At 70.1% G+C, this 21269-nt stretch carries 23 protein-coding genes; 7 read left to right on the top strand and 16 right to left on the bottom strand.

Going from position 1 to position 21269, the window contains the following annotated elements; translation table 11 throughout:
* The gene (locus tag ASD84_RS15265; RefSeq protein WP_056712076.1) at positions 1-411 is read right to left on the bottom strand and encodes a hypothetical protein; all 411 of its coding nucleotides are present in this window, start codon (positions 409-411) and stop codon (positions 1-3) included.
* A complete protein-coding gene (locus tag ASD84_RS15260; RefSeq protein WP_056914060.1) occupies positions 404-769 on the bottom strand; it encodes a hypothetical protein in 366 nt (121 codons plus the stop codon). Before ASD84_RS15260 ends, ASD84_RS15265 begins: the two co-directional genes overlap by 8 nt.
* Before the next feature lie 43 nt (positions 770-812).
* On the opposite strand from ASD84_RS15260, the gene ASD84_RS15255 reads away from it, so the two are divergent.
* The 3 genes from ASD84_RS15255 to ASD84_RS15245 are packed head-to-tail and all read left to right on the top strand — an operon-like array spanning position 813 to position 3423.
* Positions 813-1748 carry an ABC transporter ATP-binding protein gene (locus ASD84_RS15255; RefSeq protein ID WP_056712071.1) on the top strand — a complete coding sequence of 312 codons (936 nt, stop codon included), beginning with the start codon at positions 813-815 and terminating at the stop codon, positions 1746-1748.
* Positions 1745-2539, top strand: coding sequence for an ABC transporter permease (locus ASD84_RS15250; RefSeq protein ID WP_056712069.1), 795 nt, complete (start codon positions 1745-1747; stop codon positions 2537-2539). The genes ASD84_RS15255 and ASD84_RS15250 overlap by 4 nt, the downstream gene beginning before the upstream one ends.
* Positions 2530-3423: a COX15/CtaA family protein gene (locus tag ASD84_RS15245; RefSeq protein ID WP_235531129.1), complete on the top strand. Its 894-nt coding sequence runs from the start codon at positions 2530-2532 to the stop codon at positions 3421-3423. Before ASD84_RS15250 ends, ASD84_RS15245 begins: the two co-directional genes overlap by 10 nt.
* A gap of 12 nt (positions 3424-3435) precedes the next feature.
* On the opposite strand, the gene ASD84_RS15240 is transcribed toward ASD84_RS15245, so the two are convergent.
* On the bottom strand, positions 3436-4395 hold the full coding sequence (locus ASD84_RS15240) for a heme o synthase (RefSeq protein ID WP_235531128.1): 960 nt from the start codon (positions 4393-4395) through the stop codon (positions 3436-3438).
* Between the two features lie 127 nt (positions 4396-4522).
* Between ASD84_RS15240 and tkt the strand changes: the two genes are divergently transcribed.
* Genes tkt through pgl form a run of 4 tightly spaced genes read left to right on the top strand, consistent with a single transcriptional unit; the run spans position 4523 to position 10269 of the window.
* Positions 4523-6631, top strand: coding sequence for a transketolase (gene tkt, locus ASD84_RS15235; RefSeq protein WP_056712066.1), 2109 nt, complete (start codon positions 4523-4525; stop codon positions 6629-6631).
* Between the two features lie 51 nt (positions 6632-6682).
* Positions 6683-7801 (top strand): transaldolase, encoded by a 1119-nt coding sequence (gene tal, locus ASD84_RS15230; RefSeq protein WP_056712064.1) that lies wholly within the window; start codon positions 6683-6685, stop codon positions 7799-7801.
* Between the two features lie 3 nt (positions 7802-7804).
* The gene (gene pgi / locus ASD84_RS15225; RefSeq protein ID WP_056712060.1) at positions 7805-9523 is read left to right on the top strand and encodes a glucose-6-phosphate isomerase; all 1719 of its coding nucleotides are present in this window, start codon (positions 7805-7807) and stop codon (positions 9521-9523) included.
* A complete protein-coding gene (gene pgl / locus ASD84_RS15220) occupies positions 9520-10269 on the top strand; it encodes a 6-phosphogluconolactonase (RefSeq protein WP_056712056.1) in 750 nt (249 codons plus the stop codon). The genes pgi and pgl overlap by 4 nt, the downstream gene beginning before the upstream one ends.
* A 20-nt stretch (positions 10270-10289) precedes the next feature.
* Here the strand turns inward: pgl and ASD84_RS15215 are convergent, their stop codons facing one another.
* The 13 genes from ASD84_RS15215 to ASD84_RS15155 form a co-directional block, all read right to left on the bottom strand.
* Positions 10290-10649: an RNA polymerase-binding protein RbpA gene (locus tag ASD84_RS15215; RefSeq protein WP_082573556.1), complete on the bottom strand. Its 360-nt coding sequence runs from the start codon at positions 10647-10649 to the stop codon at positions 10290-10292.
* 57 nt (positions 10650-10706) lie between these two features.
* The gene (gene secG / locus ASD84_RS15210; RefSeq protein ID WP_056712317.1) at positions 10707-10943 is read right to left on the bottom strand and encodes a preprotein translocase subunit SecG; all 237 of its coding nucleotides are present in this window, start codon (positions 10941-10943) and stop codon (positions 10707-10709) included.
* A 30-nt stretch (positions 10944-10973) separates the two neighbouring features.
* Positions 10974-11786 (bottom strand): triose-phosphate isomerase, encoded by an 813-nt coding sequence (tpiA, locus tag ASD84_RS15205; protein WP_056712050.1) that lies wholly within the window; start codon positions 11784-11786, stop codon positions 10974-10976.
* 1 nt (position 11787) lies between these two features.
* Positions 11788-13002: a phosphoglycerate kinase gene (locus tag ASD84_RS15200; protein ID WP_056712047.1), complete on the bottom strand. Its 1215-nt coding sequence runs from the start codon at positions 13000-13002 to the stop codon at positions 11788-11790.
* On the bottom strand, positions 12995-13999 hold the full coding sequence (gene gap / locus ASD84_RS15195) for a type I glyceraldehyde-3-phosphate dehydrogenase (protein WP_056712044.1): 1005 nt from the start codon (positions 13997-13999) through the stop codon (positions 12995-12997). The genes ASD84_RS15200 and gap overlap by 8 nt, the downstream gene beginning before the upstream one ends.
* A 102-nt stretch (positions 14000-14101) precedes the next feature.
* Complete coding sequence (gene whiA / locus ASD84_RS15190) at positions 14102-15088, bottom strand: DNA-binding protein WhiA (RefSeq protein ID WP_056712041.1); 987 nt, start codon at positions 15086-15088, stop codon at positions 14102-14104.
* Between the two features lie 47 nt (positions 15089-15135).
* Complete coding sequence (locus ASD84_RS15185) at positions 15136-16122, bottom strand: gluconeogenesis factor YvcK family protein (protein ID WP_056712038.1); 987 nt, start codon at positions 16120-16122, stop codon at positions 15136-15138.
* A gap of 7 nt (positions 16123-16129) precedes the next feature.
* Positions 16130-16999, bottom strand: coding sequence for an RNase adapter RapZ (gene rapZ, locus ASD84_RS15180; protein ID WP_056712035.1), 870 nt, complete (start codon positions 16997-16999; stop codon positions 16130-16132).
* A 24-nt stretch (positions 17000-17023) separates the two neighbouring features.
* Positions 17024-18994, bottom strand: a complete 1971-nt coding sequence (gene uvrC, locus ASD84_RS15175) for an excinuclease ABC subunit UvrC (RefSeq protein ID WP_056712032.1) — start codon at positions 18992-18994, stop codon at positions 17024-17026.
* 58 nt (positions 18995-19052) lie between these two features.
* Positions 19053-19649, bottom strand: a complete 597-nt coding sequence (nthA, locus tag ASD84_RS15170) for a nitrile hydratase subunit alpha (RefSeq protein WP_056712029.1) — start codon at positions 19647-19649, stop codon at positions 19053-19055.
* A 10-nt stretch (positions 19650-19659) separates the two neighbouring features.
* Positions 19660-20304: a nitrile hydratase subunit beta gene (gene nthB, locus ASD84_RS15165; RefSeq protein WP_156391970.1), complete on the bottom strand. Its 645-nt coding sequence runs from the start codon at positions 20302-20304 to the stop codon at positions 19660-19662.
* A gap of 22 nt (positions 20305-20326) precedes the next feature.
* Positions 20327-20710 carry a Rieske (2Fe-2S) protein gene (locus tag ASD84_RS15160; protein ID WP_235531127.1) on the bottom strand — a complete coding sequence of 128 codons (384 nt, stop codon included), beginning with the start codon at positions 20708-20710 and terminating at the stop codon, positions 20327-20329.
* Between the two features lie 47 nt (positions 20711-20757).
* A complete protein-coding gene (locus ASD84_RS15155) occupies positions 20758-21240 on the bottom strand; it encodes a Rieske (2Fe-2S) protein (protein WP_056712019.1) in 483 nt (160 codons plus the stop codon).
* Positions 21241-21269: the final 29 nt, after the last annotated feature.

Here is a 21269-nt window from a genome sequence, read left to right as displayed (position 1 = left end):
TCAACCAACGGGGGTTCTCCGGGTGTGGCGCAGCCATGCCAGGCCCGCGAACGGCAGCACGAGGGGAAGGAATCCGTACCCCTGCCCGAAGTGCGACCAGACCGTCTTGTCGGGGAACAGGTCGGTCGCGAGGTAGCTCATCGCGCCGACCGACAGGACCCCGAGCAGCTCGATCGTGACCGCGATGCCGGCCACCCGCCAGCCGGTGGTGCCGCCGAGCAGCAGACAGGTCGTGGCGACGAGGTAGAGGATCGCGGCGAGGAGCGACAGCGAGTACGCCAACGGCGCCCGGTCCGGTTCCATGCCGAGCTGTACGGCGGAGCGCCCGGTCGCTGCGACCGCGAACAGGCCGTAGACGAAGACCAGCGCGCGACCCCAGCCCTCGGCCAACGGCTGCTGCAGCTCAGACATGGCGACCTCCCCAGATGTCCCAGAGCCGGAGCTCCAGCCCGGCGACCGTGGCGACGGCGAGCAACAAGATCGTGGTGCCGACGCGCGACCGCTCCGCGAGCGAGAAGAACGCGCCGATCACCGGGACGAGGAACACCGTCACGAGGTAGCTCACGAACACCGCGCCCTCGACCTCGCGCTCGGTGCGCGCGAGCGCCACCGCTCCCCCGACCAGCTGGACGAGCAGGATCACGTCCAGCACCGCCAGCGAGACGAAGTGCGAATCCTGGGCAGCCCGGTCACGAATCAGATCGACCACGAGCAGCGCCGCAGCCGCACACGAGACGGCGAGAACGACGCCGTACAACCAGACAGTCACGGCCGCCAGCGTAGGCCCGCGGACCGCGCTCTAGACTCCCCGGGTGCCCGCTGGTCCTGCTGTCCTCGTCGACGGCCTGGTGATGAGGTACGGCGACCGTACAGCCGTCGACGACCTCTCCTTCGAGGTCGAGGCACACACGATCACCGCCGTCCTCGGCCCCAACGGCGCCGGGAAGACCACGACGCTCGAGACCTGCGAGGGCTATCGCCGCGCGCAGTCGGGCACGGTGCGCGTCCTCGGCCTGGACCCGGTGCGCGAGCGGCGCGACCTGCTCCCCCGGATCGGCGTGATGCTGCAGTCGGGTGGCGCCTGGAGCGGCGCGCGCGCCGACGAGATGCTGCGGCACTTCGCCCGGCTGCACGCCCACCCGCTCGACACCGGCCTGCTGATGGACCGCCTCGCGCTGCACGAGTGCGGCAGGACGCCGTACCGACGGCTCTCGGGCGGCCAGCAGCAGCGGCTCGGTCTCGCCCTGGCCCTCGTCGGGCGCCCCGAGCTGGTCTTCGTCGACGAACCGACTGCCGGACTGGACCCCCAGATCCGCCGGGCCGTCTGGGAGCTCCTCGAGGAGCTGCGCGGTGACGGCGTCACGGTCGTGCTGACCACGCACTACCTCGAGGAGGCCGAGCGGCTGGCCGACAAGGTCCACATCCTCGACCACGGCAAGCTCGTGGCGAGTGGCTCGCCCCTCGAGCTCACCCGCGGTGGCACGGTCGCGACGATCCGGCTGGTCGTGACCCAGCCGTTCCCGCCGGGCTCCCCCGAAGCCCTGGCCACAGCGCTCGGCGCCGGCACCGAGCTGACCGTGCTCGACCCGCTCAGCCTGCAGGTCTCGGGTCCCGCTGACGGTTCGACGCTCGGCAAGGTGGCCGCCTGGTGCACCGACCACGACGTGCTGCCCGAGTCGCTCTCGCTCGGACAGCGCAACCTCGAGGACGTCTTCCTCGAGCTGACCGGCCGAGAGGACTTCGCTTGAGCGCCCCCACGAGCACCCCGACGGGCGGAACCTTCACGCCTGCCCCCGGAGCGGCCCCCGTCCTGCGCCAGCTGGTGACGCAGGCAGGCATGGAAGCGCGGCTGATGTTGCGCAACGGTGAGCAGCTGCTGCTCGCGGTCGTCATCCCGGTGATCGTGCTGGTCGCCGCCGTGCGCGGCGCGGACCGGGTCGGCGTCAACCTCGACGGTCGGCCGATCGACGTGCTCACCCCCGGCGTGCTCGCCGTCGCGGTGATGTCGACCGCGTTCACGTCCCTGGCGATCGCGACCGGCTTCGAGCGGCGCTACGGCGTCCTCAAGCGGCTCGGCACCGCTCCCCTCTCCCGCGCCACCCTGCTGGGCGGCAAGGTGATCGCCCTGCTGCTGGTCGAGATCCTGCAGTTCCTCGTCATCGGTGGCGTCGGCTTCGCCCTGGGCTGGTCCGGCCCGGACGGCCTCGGTGGCTACCTCGCGCTGATCCTGGCGGCAGTGTTGGGCACCGCGGCGTTCGCATCGCTCGGCATGCTGCTCGCCGGATCGCTGCGCGCCGAGGCCACGCTCGCTGCCGCGAACCTCGTCTACCTGCTGCTGCTCGCCGGCGGCGCCGTCGTACTCCCTGCCGATGCGTACGGCGGCCTGGGTGACGTCGTGCGCTGGCTGCCCTCGGGCGCGCTCGGTGAGGCTGCGCGCGCCGCGTGTGACGCCTCGGTGGCGGTCCGCGACCTGCTCGTCCTGGTGGGCTGGGCCGTCATCGGCTCCGCCCTGACGGCGAGGACGTTCCAGTGGGAGTGAGCCTGACGACGCGCTGGGCGACCCTCCAGCGGTCGCTCGGCGACCGCCTGGTCCCGCTGGCGTGGGCCAACCTGGTCGCCAACATCGCCATTGCCATCACGGGCGGCGCCGTCCGGCTCACCGGCTCCGGACTGGGCTGCCCGACCTGGCCCCGGTGCACGGACGAGTCGTACCTCCCGCACAGCGCGCTCGGCGTGCACGGCGCGATCGAGTTCGGCAACCGGATGCTGACCTACGTCCTCGTCGTCATCGCCGTGGCTTGCTGGCTGGCTGCCCGGGACCGGGCCGCCGAGCACTCGCGCGCCGTACGCCTCTCCACGATCATCGCCCTCGGCATCCCCGCCCAGGCCGTCCTCGGCGGGATCACGGTGCTCACCGACCTGAACCCGTGGATCGTCGGACTGCACCTGCTCGTCTCGATGGCGATCGTCGGGGTCTGTGTCGTCCTCCTCGACCACCTGCGCGGACCGTCCCGGGAAGGCGCCCCGACAGGCGCCAGCCGGCTGGCCGCGATGCTGTTCGTCGTCGGCTGGGTGGTCCTCTACCTCGGGACCGTCGTGACCGGCTCGGGTCCGCACTCGGGCGACCTCGAGTCGCGCCGTACCGGCCTCGACCCGCAGGTGATGTCCCACGTGCACGCCTGGGCGGTCTACGTGCTGGTGGCGCTGACGGTCGGTCTCCTCTGGACCGCGCAGCGAACGAACCAGCGGGTGCTCCTCCGCGCCGCCGCAGCCTTGCTCGGCGTCGAGCTGCTGCAGGGCACGATCGGCTTCTGGCAGTACTTCACCGACCTGCCCGAGCTGCTCGTCGGGTTCCACATGCTCGGCGCCGGACTGACGTCCGCCGCACTCACCTGGGTCGTTCTCTCGACCCGGCCCCGCTGACCGGGAGCTGGCCTACTTCAGCAGCGGATCGATGGCCACTGCGACGAAGAGCAGTGACAGATACAGGTTCGAGGAGTGGAACAGGCGCATCGGCTGGAGGATGCTCAGCTCCTCGGTCGTCTTCGACCGGCTGTGCAGGGCGTGGGCCTGGCTGAGGAACACCGCACCGAGCACCGCGGCGACGATCGGGTAGACCAGCCCGGTGTCGGCCACCGGCCACAGCAGCAGTGACGTGGCAACCATGACCCAGCTGTAGATCACGATCTGGAAGGCGACCGAACGGGCCGGCTTGACCACCGGAAGCATCGGGACGTCGACCTGGGCGTAGTCCTCGCGGTAGCGCAGCGCGAGCGCCCAGGTGTGCGGCGGCGTCCAGAAGAAGACCACCGCGAACAGCACGATCGGGATCCACGACAGCTCGTCCGTCACGGCGGTCCAGCCGATCAGGGTCGGGAAGCAGCCGGCGATGCCGCCCCACACGATGTTCTGGGCCGTACGACGCTTCAGCAGCATCGTGTAGATGAACACGTAGAAGGCGATGGCGCTGACCGACAACACAGCCGAGAGCGTGTTGACCTGCCAGGCGAGCACCACGGTCGACAGGACGCCCAGCACGATCCCGAACACGAGGGCGGCGCGGGGCGTCACGATGTGGCGCGGGAGCGCTCGCCGACGGGTACGCCGCATCTGCTCGTCGATGTCACGGTCGTAGACGCAGTTGAACACCGACGCCGAACCGGCGGACAGGGTGCCGCCGATGACGGTGGCGACTACGAGGCCCAGCGGCGGCACACCCTCGGCCGCGAAGAACATCATCGGGACGGTCGTGAGGAGCAACAGCTCGATCACGCGCGGCTTGGTGAGGCCGACGTACGCCATGAGCACATCGCGGGCAGTGGCCCCGGTCTCATCCGTCGTGCGCCGTCCGTCGTCAGCGATCAGCTCGGGGCTGGTCGGGTCGACGTAGGTCACGGCAAGTTCCTCGGAGGTGGCCTCGCGGGCAGGGATCGAAAGCGGTCCGAGTGTAGCCCGAGCGAACCGATGTGCAGGCACCGAGCCAGGTGTCGGCCGCCTGCTCCGGCTGGGTAGGCTCGGACACATGATCCCGGAGTTGGTGTGGACCGATCTCGACCGCAAGGCCGTCGACACGGCACGGGTGCTGGCGATGGACTCTGTCCAGAAGGTCGGCAACGGCCACCCCGGCACCGCGATGAGCCTGGCGCCTGCGGCGTACCTGCTCTTCCAGAAGGTGATGCGGCACGATCCCGCTGACCCCGATTGGGCAGCCCGGGACCGGTTCGTGCTGTCCTGCGGACACTCCTCGATCACCCTCTACACGCAGCTCTACCTCGGCGGCTTCGGTCTCGAGCTCGACGACCTCAAGGCGCTGCGCACCTGGGGCAGCAAGACGCCCGGTCACCCCGAGTTCGGCCACACCGCCGGCGTCGAGGTCACCACCGGCCCGCTCGGCCAGGGCGTCGCCAACGCCGTGGGCATGGCGATGGCTGCACGCAGGGAACGCGGCCTGCTCGACCCCGGTGCCGGCGACGGCGCATCGATCTTCGACCACCACGTCTACGTCATCGCCTCCGACGGCGACCTCGAGGAGGGCGTCAGCAGCGAGGCGTCCTCGATCGCGGGCACCCAGGAGCTGGGCAACCTCACGGTCCTCTACGACGCCAACCGGATCTCGATCGAGGGCGACACCCACATCGCGTTCAACGAGGACGTGGCGAAGCGCTACGAGGCGTACGGCTGGCACGTCCAGACCGTCGACTGGACCGGCAACGACCACGCTGACCTCGCTCACTACGCCGAGGACGTCCCGGCGCTGTACGAAGCGATCAAGGCAGCCGACGCGGTCACCGACAAGCCGTCCCTCATCGTGCTGAAGACCGTCATCGCTTGGCCCGCCCCCAGCGCCCAGAACACCGAGGCCGCCCACGGGTCCGCGCTCGGCGCCGACGAGGTCGCGGCCACCAAGACGGTCCTTGGCTTCGACCCCGAGCAGGACTTCGAGGTCCCCGACGACGTCCTCGAGCACACCCGCTCGCTCGTCCAGCGAGGCAAGGCCTGGGCGGCGGAGTGGAACGAGCAGTACGCCGCCTGGTCGACCGCACACCCCGACAGTGCGGCGCTGCTGCACCGGATGAAGGGTCGCGCGCTCCCCGACGGCATCGAGGACGTGCTCCCGACCTTCGAGGCCGACGCCAAGGGCGTCGCGACCCGTGCCGCGTCCGGCAAGGTCATCAACGCGATCGCGGCGATCATGCCCGAGCTGTGGGGCGGCTCTGCCGACCTCGCGGGCTCCAACAACACGACCATCAAGGACGCCAAGTCGTTCCTGCCCGTGGACCGCTCCGTCGAGGAGTGGCAGGGCGACCCGTACCAGGGTCGGGTCCTGCACTTCGGCATCCGCGAGCACGGCATGGGCGCGATCATGAACGGCATCGCCGTCCACGGTGGCACCCGCGTGTTCGGTGGCACCTTCCTCACCTTCTCGGACTACATGCGCGGTTCGGTTCGTGTCGCGGCGCTGATGAAGGCACCGGTCATCTACGTCTGGACGCATGACTCCGTCGGCCTCGGCGAGGACGGTCCGACCCACCAGCCCATCGAGCACGTCGCGTCCCTTCGTGCGATGCCGGGCCTCGACATCGTCCGCCCCGCTGACGCCAACGAGACCGCAGCCGCCTGGCTCCAGGTCCTGCGCAACGCCGACCGGCCCGCCGGCCTGGTCCTGAGCCGCCAGAACGTCCCGACGTTCCCCCGCGGCACCGAGGGCTTCGCGACCACGGAGAACGTCGGCAAGGGCGGCTACGTCCTCGTCGACGCCGAGGGTGGCGAGCCGGACGTCGTGCTGCTGGCGACCGGGTCCGAGGTCCAGCTCGCCGTGACCGCCCGCGAGCAGCTGAAGGCCGACGGCATCAACGCCCGGGTCGTGTCGCTGCCGTGCATCGAGTGGTTCGAGGCGCAGACCCAGGCCTACCGCGACTCCGTCATCCCGCCGACCGTCAAGGCACGTGTCTCGGTCGAGGCCGGCGTGAAGCAGGGCTGGCGCGAGTACGTCGGTGACGCCGGCCGGATCGTCAGCATCGACCACTACGGTGCGAGCGCCGACGCCGGCACGTTGTTCCGCGAGTTCGGCTTCACGCCCGAGGCGGTCGCCGTGGCCGCCCGGGAGAGCATCGCCGCGGTCAGAGCCTGACCCCAGCGGTCGTCGTACCAGCCCCCACACAGCACCTCTCGAGGAGGATTCATGAGTGAACGACTGAAAGCCCTCGCCGACGCGGGGGTGTCCATCTGGCTCGACGACCTGTCCCGCGAACGCATCGAGACCGGCAACCTGGCCCAGCTCGTGGCCGAGAAGTCGGTCGTCGGCGTCACCACCAACCCGACGATCTTCGCCGGCGCCATCGCCAATGGTGAGCGGTACGACGACCAGGTCCGCGCGCTCGTCGCCGACGGCGCGACGGCAGACGCCGTGATCTTCGCGCTGACCACCGACGACGTCCGCAACGCGTGCGACGTGCTCGCGCCCGTCGCTGCCGCCACGGCCGACGACGGCCGGGTCTCGATCGAGGTCGAGCCGACCCTGGCCAACGACACCGCAGCGACCGTTGCGTCCGCCGCGGCCCTGTGGTCCGCGGTGGACCGCCCCAACGCGCTGATCAAGATCCCCGCCACGCTCGAGGGACTTCCGGCCATCGCCGAGGTCATCGGGGCCGGCATCAGCGTCAACGTCACGCTCATCTTCTCCACCGAGCGCTACCGCGCGGTGATGGACGCCTACGTCGAGGGTCTGGAGAAGGCCCAGACCGCGGGCATCGACCTGTCGACCATCCGTTCCGTGGCTTCGTTCTTCGTCTCGCGCGTCGACTCCGAGATCGACGCCAGGCTGGACAAGATCGGCACGGACGAGGCGCTCGCCCTGCGCGGCAAGGCAGCCGTCGCGAACGCCCGTCTGGCGTACGCGGCCTTCAAGGAGGTGCTGGCTTCCGACCGGTGGCAGGCTCTGGCCGCAGCCGGAGCGAACCCCCAGCGTCCGCTGTGGGCTTCCACGGGTGTCAAGAACCCGGACTACTCCGACACCCTCTACGTCACCGACCTCGTCGTCGCGAACACCGTGAACACGATGCCGGAGAAGACGCTGATGGCGTTCGCCGATCACGGCGAGCTGGTGGCCGAGAACGGCGGCGACGCCGTGACCGGCAAGGCTGCCGAAGCCCAGGCGGTGTTCGACCAGCTCACGGCGGTCGGCATCGACCTCGACGACGTCTTCGGAGTGCTGGAGACCGAAGGTGTCGACAAGTTCAAGGTGTCGTGGACCGAACTGATCGAGACCGTCCAAGCGCAGATGGCCAAGGCGGGAGCCTGACCGGTGGGCGAGCCGCAGAACGCTGCTCCCGTCGACCCGACTGCCACGGCCGCGTGGGCGCGGCTGCAGAAGCTCGCTGACTCGCACTGCGACGACCACGGGAACTGGCAGACCTCACTGCGCGAGCTCGTCTCGGAGCCGGGTCGCGTCGACGCACTCACGCACACCGCGGGCGACCTGCTGGTCGACCTGTCGAAGAACCTGGTCGACGACGGGGTCCTGACCGCGCTCCTGGCGCTCGCCGACGAGGTCGGTCTGCCCGGGCGTCGCGAGGCGATGTTCCGCGGTGACCACATCAACGTCTCCGAGGACAGGGCCGTGCTCCACACGGCGCTGCGCCAGCCGGTCGACGCCGACCTCGAGGTCGGTGGGCACGACGTGGTCGACGACGTCCACGAGGTGCTGAGCCGCGTCTACGCGTTCGCGGACGACGTACGGTCCGGCGCCTGGCGAGGGAGCACCGGCGCGGCGATCAGGACCGTGGTCAACATCGGCATCGGCGGCTCCGACCTCGGACCCGTGATGGCCTACGAAGCGCTGAAGCCGTACGTCCAGGCCGGTCTGGAGTGCCGCTTCATCAGCAACATCGACCCGACCGACGCCGCGGAGACCCTGGCCGGGCTCGACCCGGCCACGACGCTCTTCGTGGTGTCGAGCAAGACGTTCGGGACCCTCGAGACGCTGACCAACGCGCGGCTGTGCCGCAACTGGCTCCTGGCGGGACTGCACGACGCAGGCGTCGTCAGCACCGCCGACCCGGAGCACCCCGAAGCCAAGGCCGTGATCGCACGGCACTTCGTCGCGGTGTCCACCGCGCTGGAGAAGGTGGCCGCCTTCGGCATCGACCCCGCGAACGCCTTCGGCTTCTGGGACTGGGTCGGCGGACGCTACTCGGTCGACTCCGCGATCGGGACCTCGCTCGTCATCGCGATCGGACCGGAGCGGTTCGAGGAGTTCCTCGCGGGCTTCCACGTGGTCGACGAACACTTCCAGAACGCCCCCCTCCATGCGAACGTCCCGGTCCTGATGGGGCTGCTCAACGTCTGGTACGTCAACTTCCTCGGCGCCCAGACCCACGCCGTGCTGCCGTACGCCCAGTCCCTGCACCGGTTCGCGGCCTACCTCCAGCAGCTCACCATGGAGTCCAACGGCAAGAGCGTGCGCTGGGACGGCTCGCCCGTCACCACCGAGACCGGCGAGGTGTTCTGGGGCGAGCCCGGCACGAACGGCCAGCACGCGTTCTACCAGCTCATCCACCAGGGCACCCGGCTGATCCCGGCGGACTTCATCGCGTTCGCCACCCCCACCTCTCCCCTGGTGGACGGCACGACCGACGTCCACGAGCTCCTGCTGGCGAACTTCTTCGCGCAGACCAAGGCGCTCGCCTTCGGGAAGACTCCCGACGAGGTGCGGGCCGAAGGCACGGCCGAACAGATCGTGCCGGCCCGGGTGTTCACCGGGAACCGTCCCACCACCTCGATCATGGCGCCGGCGCTGACGCCGTCCGTGCTCGGTCAGCTGATCGCGCTGTACGAGCACATCACGTTCGTGCAGGGTGTCGTGTGGGGCATCGACAGCTTCGACCAGTGGGGCGTCGAGCTCGGCAAGCAGCTGGCGCTGGAGATCGCGCCCGCCCTCGCCGGCGACGAGACGGTCCTTGGCGAGCAGGACCCCTCGACCCAGGCCCTGATCCACTACTACCGGGAGCACCGCGCGCGATGACAGACACCTCTGCGACATCCGAACGACCGAGCCCGCTCATCGAGGTCCACGCCGACGCCGCGGTGCTCGCCACCGCCGTCGCCGGCGAGCTGCTGAACCGGATCGCTGACGCCCAGGCGGCCGGCCACGTGCCCGACATCGGCCTGACCGGCGGGACCATCGCCGACACGATCCACCGTGAGGTGGCCCGCCTGGCGCCCGCCTCCGGCGTCGACTGGGGAGCGGTCCAGTTCTGGTTCGGCGACGAGCGGTTCGTGCCCGCCGACTCACCCGACCGCAACGCCGGGCAGGCCCGTGCAGCGTTCCTCGACGAGGTCCGCGCGATGCGCGTCCACGAGATCCCGGCGTCGGACGAGTCCGAGAGCGCCGAGACCGCCGCGGCGTCGTACGGCGAAACGGTGCGGGCCGAGGGCAATGGCGACTTCGACGTCCTCATGCTCGGCATCGGACCGGACGGCCACGTCGCGTCGCTCTTCCCGGGCCACCCGGGCCTGGACGTGACCGATGCGATCACCGCCGCCGTCCACGACTCCCCCAAGCCGCCGGCCGATCGGGTGACGCTGACGTTCGAGGCCCTCAACCGGGCTCAGTCGGTCTGGTTCCTCGCCAGTGGCGAGGCCAAGGCCGACGCCGTACGACGGGCGCTGGCCGAGGCCGGTTCCGTCGAGGAGACGCCCGCCCGCGGTGTCGCCGGCAACGCGGAGACCGTGTGGTTCCTCGACACCGAAGCCGCGTCACTCATCTGACTGACGCGGCTGCGCGCAGATCAGAAAATGATCTCGCCCGACTTGCGGCGCGAACGCAGCAGCTGGATCGCCTCGTCGAGGATGACCTCGGCCTCCTTGTCGGAGCGGCGCTCCTTCACGTAGGCGAGGTGCGTCTTGTACGGCTCGATCTTGTTGGGCGGCGGAGCGTTCTCCGAGTCCAGACCGGCCGGGAGGCCGCACTTCGGGCAGTCCCAGGACTCAGGGACGTTCGCCTCAACGGAGAAGGTGATCACCGAGCGGTGGCTGTTCGTACAGAAGTACGTCACTGCCTGCCGAGGCGCAGCCTCGCCGCGCTCGGCCTCGCCCATCGGACCTGCACCGACGCGACTCCCGCGAATCGCGTTTCCACCACCAGCCAACGGATTTTCTCCTCAAGCCTTCGGACAGCCCGCTAGTCGGGCAGGCCTGTTGTTCGGTCAGTTCTGATAGGCGAGCAGCAGGCCGAGTGCGATGACGCACGCGAACCAGATGACGCCGATGCCGACCGTGAAGCGGTCGAGGTTTCGCTCAGCAATGGACGACCCGCCGAGCGAGCTCGACACACCGCCGCCGAACATGTCCGAGAGTCCGCCACCACGGCCCTTGTGCAGCAACACCAGGAGGATGAGCAGCAGGCTCGCGGTCACGAGCAGAACGGTGAGCAGGGTGATCAACACGCGGGGAATCCTACGTCAGGCCCGAGATCAGGACAGCACCGGCATGTCATAGAACCGGCAGATCCCGCCGAACTCGTCCACTTCGAGGCTCGCGCCACCGACCAGTGCACCGTCGACATCGGCCTTCGCCATGATGCCGGCGATGTTGGCGGCCTTCACGGAACCGCCGTAGAGGACGCGTACGGCGTCGGCCGCTTCGTCACCGAAGGACTCCCGCACCTGCCCGCGAATGGCCGCACAGACCTCCTGTGCGTCCTCGGGAGTGGCGACCTCGCCGGTGCCGATGGCCCAGACCGGTTCGTAGGCGATGACGAGGCTTGCGACCTGCGCCTTCGTGAGACCGGCGAGGGATCCCTCGACCTGCGCCATCGTGTAGGGGACGTGCTCTCCTGCCTGGCGGATCTCAAGCCCTTCCCCCACGCAGACGATCGGAACGATCTCTGCGTCGAGCGCGGCCTTCGCCTTGGCGTTCACCAGCTCGTCGGTCTCCCCGTGGTACTGCCGGCGCTCGGAGTGACCGACGACGACATAGGAGCAGCCGAGCTTCGCGAGCATGCCCGCGGAGATCTCGCCGGTGTAGGCGCCACTGACGTGCGGGGAGACGTCCTGGGCGCCGTACTTGATGGACAGCCGGTCACCGTCGACCACGGTCTGCACCGAACGGATGTCGGTGAAGGGAGGCAGCAGCGCCACTTCGGCCTTGCCGTAGTCATGGCGCTTGTCCGAGAGCGTCCAGGCGAGCTTCTGGAGCAGGTTCACGGCCTCGGCGTGGTTGAGGTTCATCTTCCAGTTGCCCGCCATCAGGGGGGTGCGACCGGCCTGCGCTGCGTTCCTGCCCATCTCAGGCACCTTCCTCTTCGAGAACCGTGATGCCCGGGAGCTCCTTGCCCTCGAGGTACTCCAGGCTTGCGCCGCCTCCGGTGGAGATGTGCCCGAAGGCAGCCTCGTCGAAGCCGAGAGTGCGTACGGCGGCCGCGGAGTCACCGCCGCCGACGACCGACAGGCCGTCGACCCGGGTGAGTGCGTCCGCAACGGCACGGGTGCCCTCGGCGAAGGCTGCCTGCTCGAACACGCCCATCGGGCCGTTCCAGAAGACCGTCTTCGCGTCGGCCAGTGCGGCGGCGAACGCCGCGCCGGACACCGGCCCGATGTCGAGGCCGAGCGCGTCGGCCGGGATGTCGGTCGCCGCAACCACCCGAGCGGAGGCCTCGTCGCCGAAGCTGTCCGCGACCACGATGTCCGTGGGAAGCACGATCTCGACGCCGAGCTCCTTGGCGCGGGCCTGGTACTCCCGCACCGTGTCGAGCTGGTCCTCCTCGAGCAGGCTCTTGCCCACCTCGAGACCGTCGGCCTTGAGGAACGTGAACACCATGCCCCCACCGATGAGGAGCTTGTCGGCCTTGTCGAGCAGGTTGTCGATGACGCCGAGCTTGTCCGACACCTTGGAACCACCGAGGACCACGACGTAGGGACGCTCGGGCTCGACGGTCAGCCGGCGCAACACGTCGATCTCCGTCGCGACCAGGCCCCCCATGGCGTGCGGGAGCCGCTGCGCCACGTCGTACACGCTGGCCTGCTTGCGGTGGACCACGCCGAAGCCGTCGGAGACGAACGCGTCCGCGAGGGCGGCGAGCTCGTCGGCGAAGGCGCCACGCACGGCATCGTCCTTGCTCGTCTCCCCCGCGTTGAACCGGACGTTCTCCAGCAACGCGACGTCCCCGTCAGCGAGCCCGGCGACGGTCTCCTGCGCCGAGGCACCCACGGTGTCGCTCGCGAACGCCACAGGGGCACCCAGGAGCTCGCCGAGCCGTGCCGCCACCGGGGCGAGGGAGTACGCCGGGTCCGGCGCTCCGTCGGGACGCCCGAGGTGCGCGGTGACCACCACGCGGGCACCTGCTTCGGCGAGCGCCTTGATCGTCGGGACGCTGGCCCGGATCCGGCCGTCATCGGTGATCCGGCCGCCGTCGAGCGGGACGTTCAGGTCCGAGCGGACCAGGACCCGCTTGCCGGCGACGGTCGCGAGGAAGTCCGGGGCAAGCCCGTTGAAGTCAGTCACAAGCGTCAGAGCCGACGTGGACGATGAGGTCCGCGAGCCGGTTGGAGTAGCCCCATTCGTTGTCGTACCAGCCGGCGACCTTGACCTGGTTGCCGAGCACCTTGGTGAGGGGAGCGTCGAAGATGCACGACGCCGGGTCCGTCACGATGTCCGAGGACACGATCGGGTCGGTGGAGTAGCGCAGGAACCTGCCGTCGGCGGCCGCCTTCACGATCGCGTTGACCTCCTCGACCGTGGTCTCCCGCGCCGCCTCGAACGTCAGGTCCGTCAATGAGCCGGTCGGCGTGGGAACGCGCAGCGCGTAGCCGTCCAGCTTGCCCTTGAGCTCCGGCAGGACCAGGCCGATCGCCTTCGCCGCGCCCGTGGACGTCGGGACGATGTTGATCGCAGCAGCACGAGCGCGCCGCAGGTCGGGGTGGATGTTGTCCTGGAGGTTCTGGTCCGCCGTGTAGGCGTGCACCGTGGTCATCAGGCCCTTGACGATGCCGAGGCCGTCGTTGAGCGCCTTGGCCATCGGCGCGAGGCAGTTGGTGGTGCACGACGCGTTGGAGATCACCGTGTGGGCGGCCGGGTCGTACAGCTCGTGGTTGACGCCCATCACGATCGTGATGTCGTCGTTGGTCGCCGGCGCGGAGATGATCACCTTGCGGGCTCCGCCACCGTCCACGTGGGCACGCGCCTTGGTGGCGTCGGTGAAGAACCCGGTGGACTCGACGACCACGTCGACGCCCAGGTCACCCCAGCCGAGGGCGGCCGGGTCGCGCTCCGCGAAGGCCCGGATCTGCTGGTCGCCGACGATGATCGCGTCGTCGGTGGCGGACACGTCCGCGTCGAGTCGACCGAGGATCGAGTCGTACTTCAACAGGTGCGCCAGGGTGGCGTTCCCCGTGAGGTCGTTGACGCCGACGATCTCGATGTCGGCTCCGCTCGCTCGCACCGCGCGGAAGAAATTGCGGCCGATCCGGCCGAATCCGTTGATGCCTACACGCACGGTCACTACGAGCCTCCTGAGGGTGGGGAAACGGTCATCACGACCCTATCCCGCACCCCGGAGCCCGCGGGGCGTCGGGGTGACCCGCATCACATCGCGGACCTCGATTCAGGCGTCCCCGGCAAGCATCTCGGGCGTCAGTGACGCCTCGGTGTCCGGAACACCCAGGTCCTCGGCACGCTTGTCCGCCATGGCCAGGAGACGCCTTATGCGGCCGGCGATCGCATCCTTGGTCAGGACCGGTTCGTGCAGCTGACCGAGCTCTTCGAGCGAGGCCTGCTTGTGCTCGAGGCGCAGCTCCCCCGCCATCTTGAGGTGGTCGGGGACCTCGTCGCCGAGGATCTCCATGGCACGCTCGACGCGGGCTCCGGCCGTCACGGCCGCGCGGGCCGAGCGCCGCAGGTTGGCGTCGTCGAAGTTGGCGAGCCGGTTGGCGGTCGCACGGACCTCGCGCCGCATCCGGCGCTCCTCCCAGGCCATCAGGGTCTCGTGCGCGCCCAGTCGCGTCAGCAGCTGGCCGATCGCGTCACCGTCGCGGATCACCACGCGGTCGACGCCGCGGACCTCACGGGCCTTGGCCTGGATGCCGAGCCGACGGGCGACACCGACGAGCGCCAGCGCGGCCTCGGAGCCGGGGCAGGTCACCTCGAGGGACGACGAGCGCCCGGGCTCGGTCAGCGATCCGTGGGCGAGGAAGGCACCGCGCCAGGCCGCGACGGCGTCGCAGGCGCCCCCGGAGACGACAGCAGGCGGCAGACCACGGACGGGCCGCCCACGCTGGTCGAGCAGGCCGGTCTGACGAGCCAGCGCCTCACCGTCCTTGGCCACCCGCACGATGTAGCGGCTGCCCTTGCGCAGGCCGTTGCCCTGCACCATGACGACGTCGGAGGTCTGACCGTAGATCTCGGAGATGTCCTTGCGCAGCCGACGCGCAGCCGCACCGGTGTCGAGCTCGGCCTCGACGACGATCCGGCCGGCCACGATGTGGATGCCGCCGGCGAAGCGCAGGGTGGAGGCGACCTCGGCCTTGCGGCAACACGCCTTGGTGACCGGAGTACTGGCCAGTTCCGCCTTGACCTGCGCCGTCATCGCCATGGGCCGATCCTGCCATGGTGGTCAACAACCCTGCGCGGGTGCCCGGGTCACTCGGTGGCGAAGATCCGGGTGTAGGCAGCGGCCAGCTTGATCGGATCGTGTCGCGGCGAGCCGTCGTCGGCAGCGACGTCGGCGATGACGAGGCGGGCGCCGAGCGCGGTCACCGTCTCCTCGAGCTCGGCCAGCCCGGACTCGAGGACGCTCTCGTCCGCGAGCACGACGTCGATCGCGAGGTCGGGTGCGTGCTCGGCCAGGACCGCGAGGTGGTCGGACGGCCCGAAGCCACCCGTCTCCCCCGCCTGCTCCGCCAGGTTGAGTACGACGACAAGACGGGCCTCCGTGCGGACCAGCGCATCCCGAAGTGCGGGCACCAGCAGGTGCGGCAGCACCGAGCTGAACCAGGATCCCGGACCCAGCACGGCCCAGTCGGCGTCCGTGATCGCGTCGAGGACCGCCGGACTCACCTCGGGGTCAGGCGGCTCGAGGGCGATCGAGGAGATGACGCCCTCAGTGGTGGCGACCTCGACCTGGCCACGGACGGTGGTGAGCTCGTCGGGACGCCCCTCGACGAGGCCCCGCACCTCGGCCGTGATGTCCATGGGCGTCTGCGCCATCGGCAGGACGCGGCCGCGGGCTCCGAGCAGGCGGCCGACCCAGTCGAGGGCGTCGATGTGGTCTCCGAGGAGCTCCCACAGGCCGACGATCAGGAGGTTGCCGACGACGTGGCCGCGCATCTCCCCCTCCCCCTCGAACCGGTGCTGGAGCACGCGGGCCCAGGTGTCTCCCCACTCGTCGTCGCCACACAGCGCGGCGAGCGCCATCCGCAGGTCACCGGGCGGCAGCACTCCGAACTCGCCGCGGAGCCGGCCCGAGGACCCACCGTTGTCGGCGACCGTGACCACGGCGGTGAGCTTGTCGAGGGTGAGGTCGTCGAGCAGGTGGCGCAGGGCGTTGAGCGAGGCGTGCAACCCGTGGCCACCGCCGAGTGCGACGACCGCCTGGGCGCGCTGAACCGCACCGAAGTCCGAGATCATCGATCGATCACTCCCGACCGACGTCGCGGTGGATGGCGCGGGCGAGGTAGCCCTGCTCCCCCAGTCGCCGGGCGATCTCCTCGCTCATCGCGACGCTGCGGTGCTTGCCACCGGTGCAGCCGATGGCGACGCGCATGAAGCGCTTGCCCTCGCGCAGGTAACCGTCGGCGACCACGGTCAGCAGCGGCACGTAGGCGTCCAGGAACTCCTCGGCCCCCGGCCGGCCGAGCACGTAGCTGGCCACCTCGGGGTCCTGACCGGTGCGCGGGCGCAGCTCCGGGACCCAGTGCGGGTTGGGCAGGAACCTCATGTCGGCGAGGTAGTCGGCGTCGACCGGGCTGCCGTACTTGAAGCCGAAGCTGATCACCGTCACCCGCAACCGGGTGGCGTCCGGCGTACCGAAGTCCTCGGCGATCCGGTCGGTCAGCTGGTGCACGTTGAGGTTGCTGGTGTCGATGACCAGGTCGGCCTCGGAGCGGAGATCGGCCAGCGCGATCCGCTCGCGCTGCAGGCCGTCGAGCAGCCGACCGCCCTGCTGGAGCGGATGGGGCCGGCGCGCGGCCTCCTGCCGGCGCACGAGCACCTCGTCCGAGGCGTCGAGGAAGACCAGCGTGGCGTCGCGTCCGGCGACACCGTGCGCCAGTGCGCTGCGCAGGCCGAGGAAGAACGAACCGGACCGGACGTCGACCACGACGGCGACGGGTTGCGCCGGACCGTGGCTCTCGTCGACGAGGCGAACGACATCGGGAAGGAGGTTCGGGGGCAGGTTGTCGACGACGTAGAACCCGAGGTCCTCGAGCTCCTTGGCCGCGGTGCTGCGGCCGGCACCGGTCATGCCGGTGACGACGACGAGGGGCCCGGCGGTGTGCTCAGTCATGGTGCGCCTTGCTCATGGGGTCGCTCATGGGGTCATTGTGGTCGAGGCCGATGCGGGAGGTGCAGCGTCCCCGCCGTCGAGCGCCGCCTTGATGGCGGCGGCCGTGCGCGGACCGATGCCCGGCACTGCGGCGATCTCGTCGGTCGTGGCCACCCGCAGCTTGCGGAGCGACCCGAAGTGGCGCAGCAAGGTCTTCCGGCGGACCTCGCCCAGCCCGGGGACGTCGTCCAGCAGGCTCTCGACCATCGACTTGGACCGCCGGTTGCGGTGATGGGTGATGGCGAACCGGTGTGCCTCGTCGCGCACCCGCTGCAGGAGGTAGAGGCTCTCGGAGGAACGGGCCAGGATCACCGGGTCCTCCTGACCGGGCAGCCACACCTCCTCGAGTCGCTTGGCGAGGCCACACACGGGGATGTCGTCGATGCCGAGCTCGTCGAGCGCGCGCTGGGCCGCAGCGACCTGCGGTGCGCCGCCGTCGACGACCACCAGTCCGGGCGCGTACGCGAACTTGCGCGGCCTCCCGGTGTCGGGGTCGACCAGCATCGGTCCGCTGGTCTCGTCGCCGGGCCGGAGCTCCGACCTGGCCTGTTCGTCCAGCAACCTGCGGAAGCGCCGCGTGATCACCTCGTGCATCGCGGCGACGTCGTCAGATCCCTCCTGGTCGCGGATCACGAAGCGGCGGTACTCGCCCTTGCGCGCCAGCCCGTCCTCGAACACGACCATCGACGCCACGATCTCGGTGCCCTGGATGTGCGAGACGTCGTAGCACTCGATGCGCAACGGTGCCTCGTCCAGCTCGAGCGCCTCGGCGATCTCGGCCAGGGCCCGGTTACGGGTGGTGAGGTCGCTGGCCCGCTTGGTCTTGTGGAGCATCAGCGACTCGGACGCGTTGCGCGCCACCGTCTCCTGGAGGGTCTTCTTGTCGCCGCGCTGGGGCACCCGGATCTCGACCCGGGAGCCGCGCAGGTCCGACAGCAGCTGTTCGAAGGTCGCGCTCTCGGGTGGCAGCTCAGGGACCAGGATCTCCCGCGGCACGGCGTCACGCGCCTCCTCGGGAGCCACCCCGGCGTAGAGCTGGAGCAGGAAGTCCTCGACCAGCGCCGAGGTGTCGCCGTCATCGGTGCGGTCGGCCACCCAGCCTCGCTGGCCCCGGATCCGGCCGCCCCGGACGTAGAACACCTGCACGGCGACCTCGAGCGGGTCCTCGGCCAACGCGATCACGTCGGCGTCCGAACCGTCGCCGAACACCACGGACTGCTTCTCCAGCGCCTTCTGCATGGCCGCGAGGTCGTCCCGCAGCCGCGCGGCCTTCTCGAAGTCGAGCGCTTCGGACGCGGCGTACATCTCGTTCTCGATGCGCTTGGTGAACTGCTTGGTCCGCCCGGCCATGAAGTCGCAGAAGTCCTCGACGATCGCACGGTGCTCGTCGGCCGACACGTTGCCGACGCAGGGCGCAGCGCACTTGTCGATGTAGCCGAGCAGACAGGGGCGCCCGATCTGGCCGGACCGCTTGAAGACCCCGTTGCTGCACGAGCGCATCGGGAAGACCCGGAGCAGGATGTCGACCGTCTCGCGGATCGCCCACGCGTGGCCATAGGGCCCGAAGTAGCGGGTGCCCTTGCGCTTGGCGCCGCGTCCGACCATCACCCTCGGGAACTCGTCGGACACCGTCACGGCCAACCAGGGGTACGACTTGTCGTCGCGGTACTTGACGTTGAACCGCGGGTCGAACTCCTTGATCCAGGAGTACTCCAGCTGGAGCGCCTCGACCTCGGTCTTGACCACGGTCCACTCGACCGACGTCGCCGTGGTGACCATGGACGCGGTGCGCTGGTGCAGGTTCGCGATGTCCTGGAAGTACGACGACAGGCGGGCCCGCAGGTTCTTCGCCTTGCCGACGTAGATCACCCGGCGCTGACGGTCACGGAACCGGTAGACGCCCGGCTGGGTGGGGATCGAGCCGGGCGCAGGCCGGTAGCTCAGCGGGACGGGCACGCCCCAACCCTACGAGGCCGGACCGACAGCCACCGTCGCGCAGGTCGGCCGGGCCGGTTCAGCGCACGACGCCGATCATGTGGTCGCGGGTGACCGAAGCGACCAGCTCGTCCTCTGGGCGATCCGCCGCGTCACCGGGTGCCAGCGGCAGGACCAGGTAGCGGACCTCGGCGCTCGAGTCCCAGACCCGGAGCTCGACGTCGTCCGGGAGGGTCGTCCCGAACTCGGCGAGCACGGCCCGCGGTTCACGCACCATCCGCGACCGGTACGCCGAGCTCTTGTACCAGCGTGGTGGCAGCCCCAGGACCGGCCACGGGTAGCACGAGCAGAGGGTGCAGACGACGACATTGTGCACGGCGTCGGTGTTCTCGAGCACCACGAGGTGCTCGCCCTCCGCGCCACCGAACCCGAGCTCCCCGACCGCGCTCGTCGCGTCCTCGAGCAACCGCGCCCGGTAGTCGGGATCGACCCAGGCACGGGCCACCACCCGCGCTCCGTTCATCGGACCGACGTGGTGCTCGTAGGTGTCGATGATGGCGTCCACCACGTCGGAGGTGATCAGGCGACGTTCGACGAGCAGCGCCTCGATGGCCTCGATGCGCAGGGCCGTCACCGACGGAGACGCGTGTGCGGGCGACGCGGGCTGGTCGTTCATGTCTGGTCGTTCATGTGAGGTACCGCTCCCACAGGTCGAGGTGGAGGAGACCGGCCTCCGCGTCGTCGCCCCAGAGATCGCGCATCTCGAAGCGAACGGTGTACGTGGCCTCGGGCCGTCCGTCGCCGCTCGCGTGGGGCCAGCCTCCGGGCTGGCGCGTCACGACGCCGCTGACGCCGCGGACGTAGCGTGGGCAGCGGTGGTGACCCTCCGGCGCCATCCGCTTCACGGTGACCCGGTCACCGACCTTGAAGCGCGCGGCAACGTCTTCGCCGCTCGGTCCGCGCGGCCGGTCGACGAGTGCAGCGGCCAGACCGGCTGCCAGCTCGGGGTTGGTGTCGTTCCCGTGCTGGGCCGGCGGTCGCGGATCGCGGACCCGAGCATCGATCTCGGCCTCGGTGAGGGTGCCGGCGTCGACCAGCCCGCGCTCCAGTGAGCTCGCCCACCGCTCGAAGTAGCTCATGGCGAGGTAGTCGGCCGGAGGGATCGCCTCGATCCCCGGCCGGATCGATCCGGACCGCGCCCCGGCCACTCCAGCGGCGATGTACAGGCCGAAGGTGCGCCCCTCCCAGGGCTCGTCGAAGGGGAGCTCCAGGTCGTCCACCGGGACGGCACCGAAGCCGTGCATGCCACCCATGTCGTGAACGCCTTCCACGGCTCCCCCTGTCTGCGCCCCATCATGCGGCGAGGATGCGGTCCCCGTCCATGGTGATCTCGACGGACGCGAGCGGACCGCTGGCAGGACCGCCGGTCACGTCACCGCTCGTGGCGTCGTACGACGACCCGTGGTTGGCGCAGTGGATGGTGCCGTCCTCGACGGAGGTGACCAGGAGGCCCTGGTGGGTGCAGACCGCGGTGAACGCCTGGAAGTCCCCTTCGGTCGGCTGCGTGATGACGATCCTCTCGTCGGTCAGGACGATGCCGCCACCGACGGGCACCTCGGACTTCAACGCAAGCTCGGCACCGGCAGCCACCGCCGGCCCCGAGGAGCCGTCGTCATCGCTGCCCGCACAACCTGCGAGTGCGGCGGCCACACCCAGTGCGCCAAGTCCCGAGAACACGATGCGACGAGTCGCACGAACGTCAGCCAAACGGCTGTGCTCCGGGCTCAACCGCGCACGACCTGGTCACCCTCGACCTTGAGCGTGACCTTCGACAGCGGCGACGGCGCGGGACCGCCGGCGACCGAGCCGTCGGCGACGTTGTAGCTGCTGCCGTGGCACGGGCAGTTGATCTTGCCGTTGGCAACGGAGGTCACGAGGCAGCCCTGGTGGGTGCAGACGGCGGAATAGCCCTGGAACTTCCCTGCCGTCGGCTGCGTGACGACGAGCTCCTCGCCGTCCAGCACGACCCCGCCGCCCACTGGCACGTCCGCGGCTGCGACGAGGCCGCCCGCTGCGGCGGTGCTGGTGGCACCGTCTGCCGTCTCGGTGGTGGTTGCCGATGTCGGTGCGCTGGACGTGGGCTGGCTGGTCGTGTCGTCGGACGCCGTGGAGTCACCGTCGTCGCCACACGCGGCCAGCAGGGGCACGCTGACACCGAGAGTGGCAGCGCTCGTCAGGGCTCGTCTCCTGCTGAAGGGGGCTGTCATGGCCACAGGCTACGACCCGTACCTGAGGC

It is taken from the genome of Nocardioides sp. Root682 (assembly GCF_001427795.1).
Taxonomy (GTDB): Bacteria; Actinomycetota; Actinomycetes; order Propionibacteriales; family Nocardioidaceae; genus Nocardioides.
The sequence above is the reverse complement of the archived record's forward strand: the minus strand, read 5'-3'. Positions and strand labels throughout refer to the sequence as shown.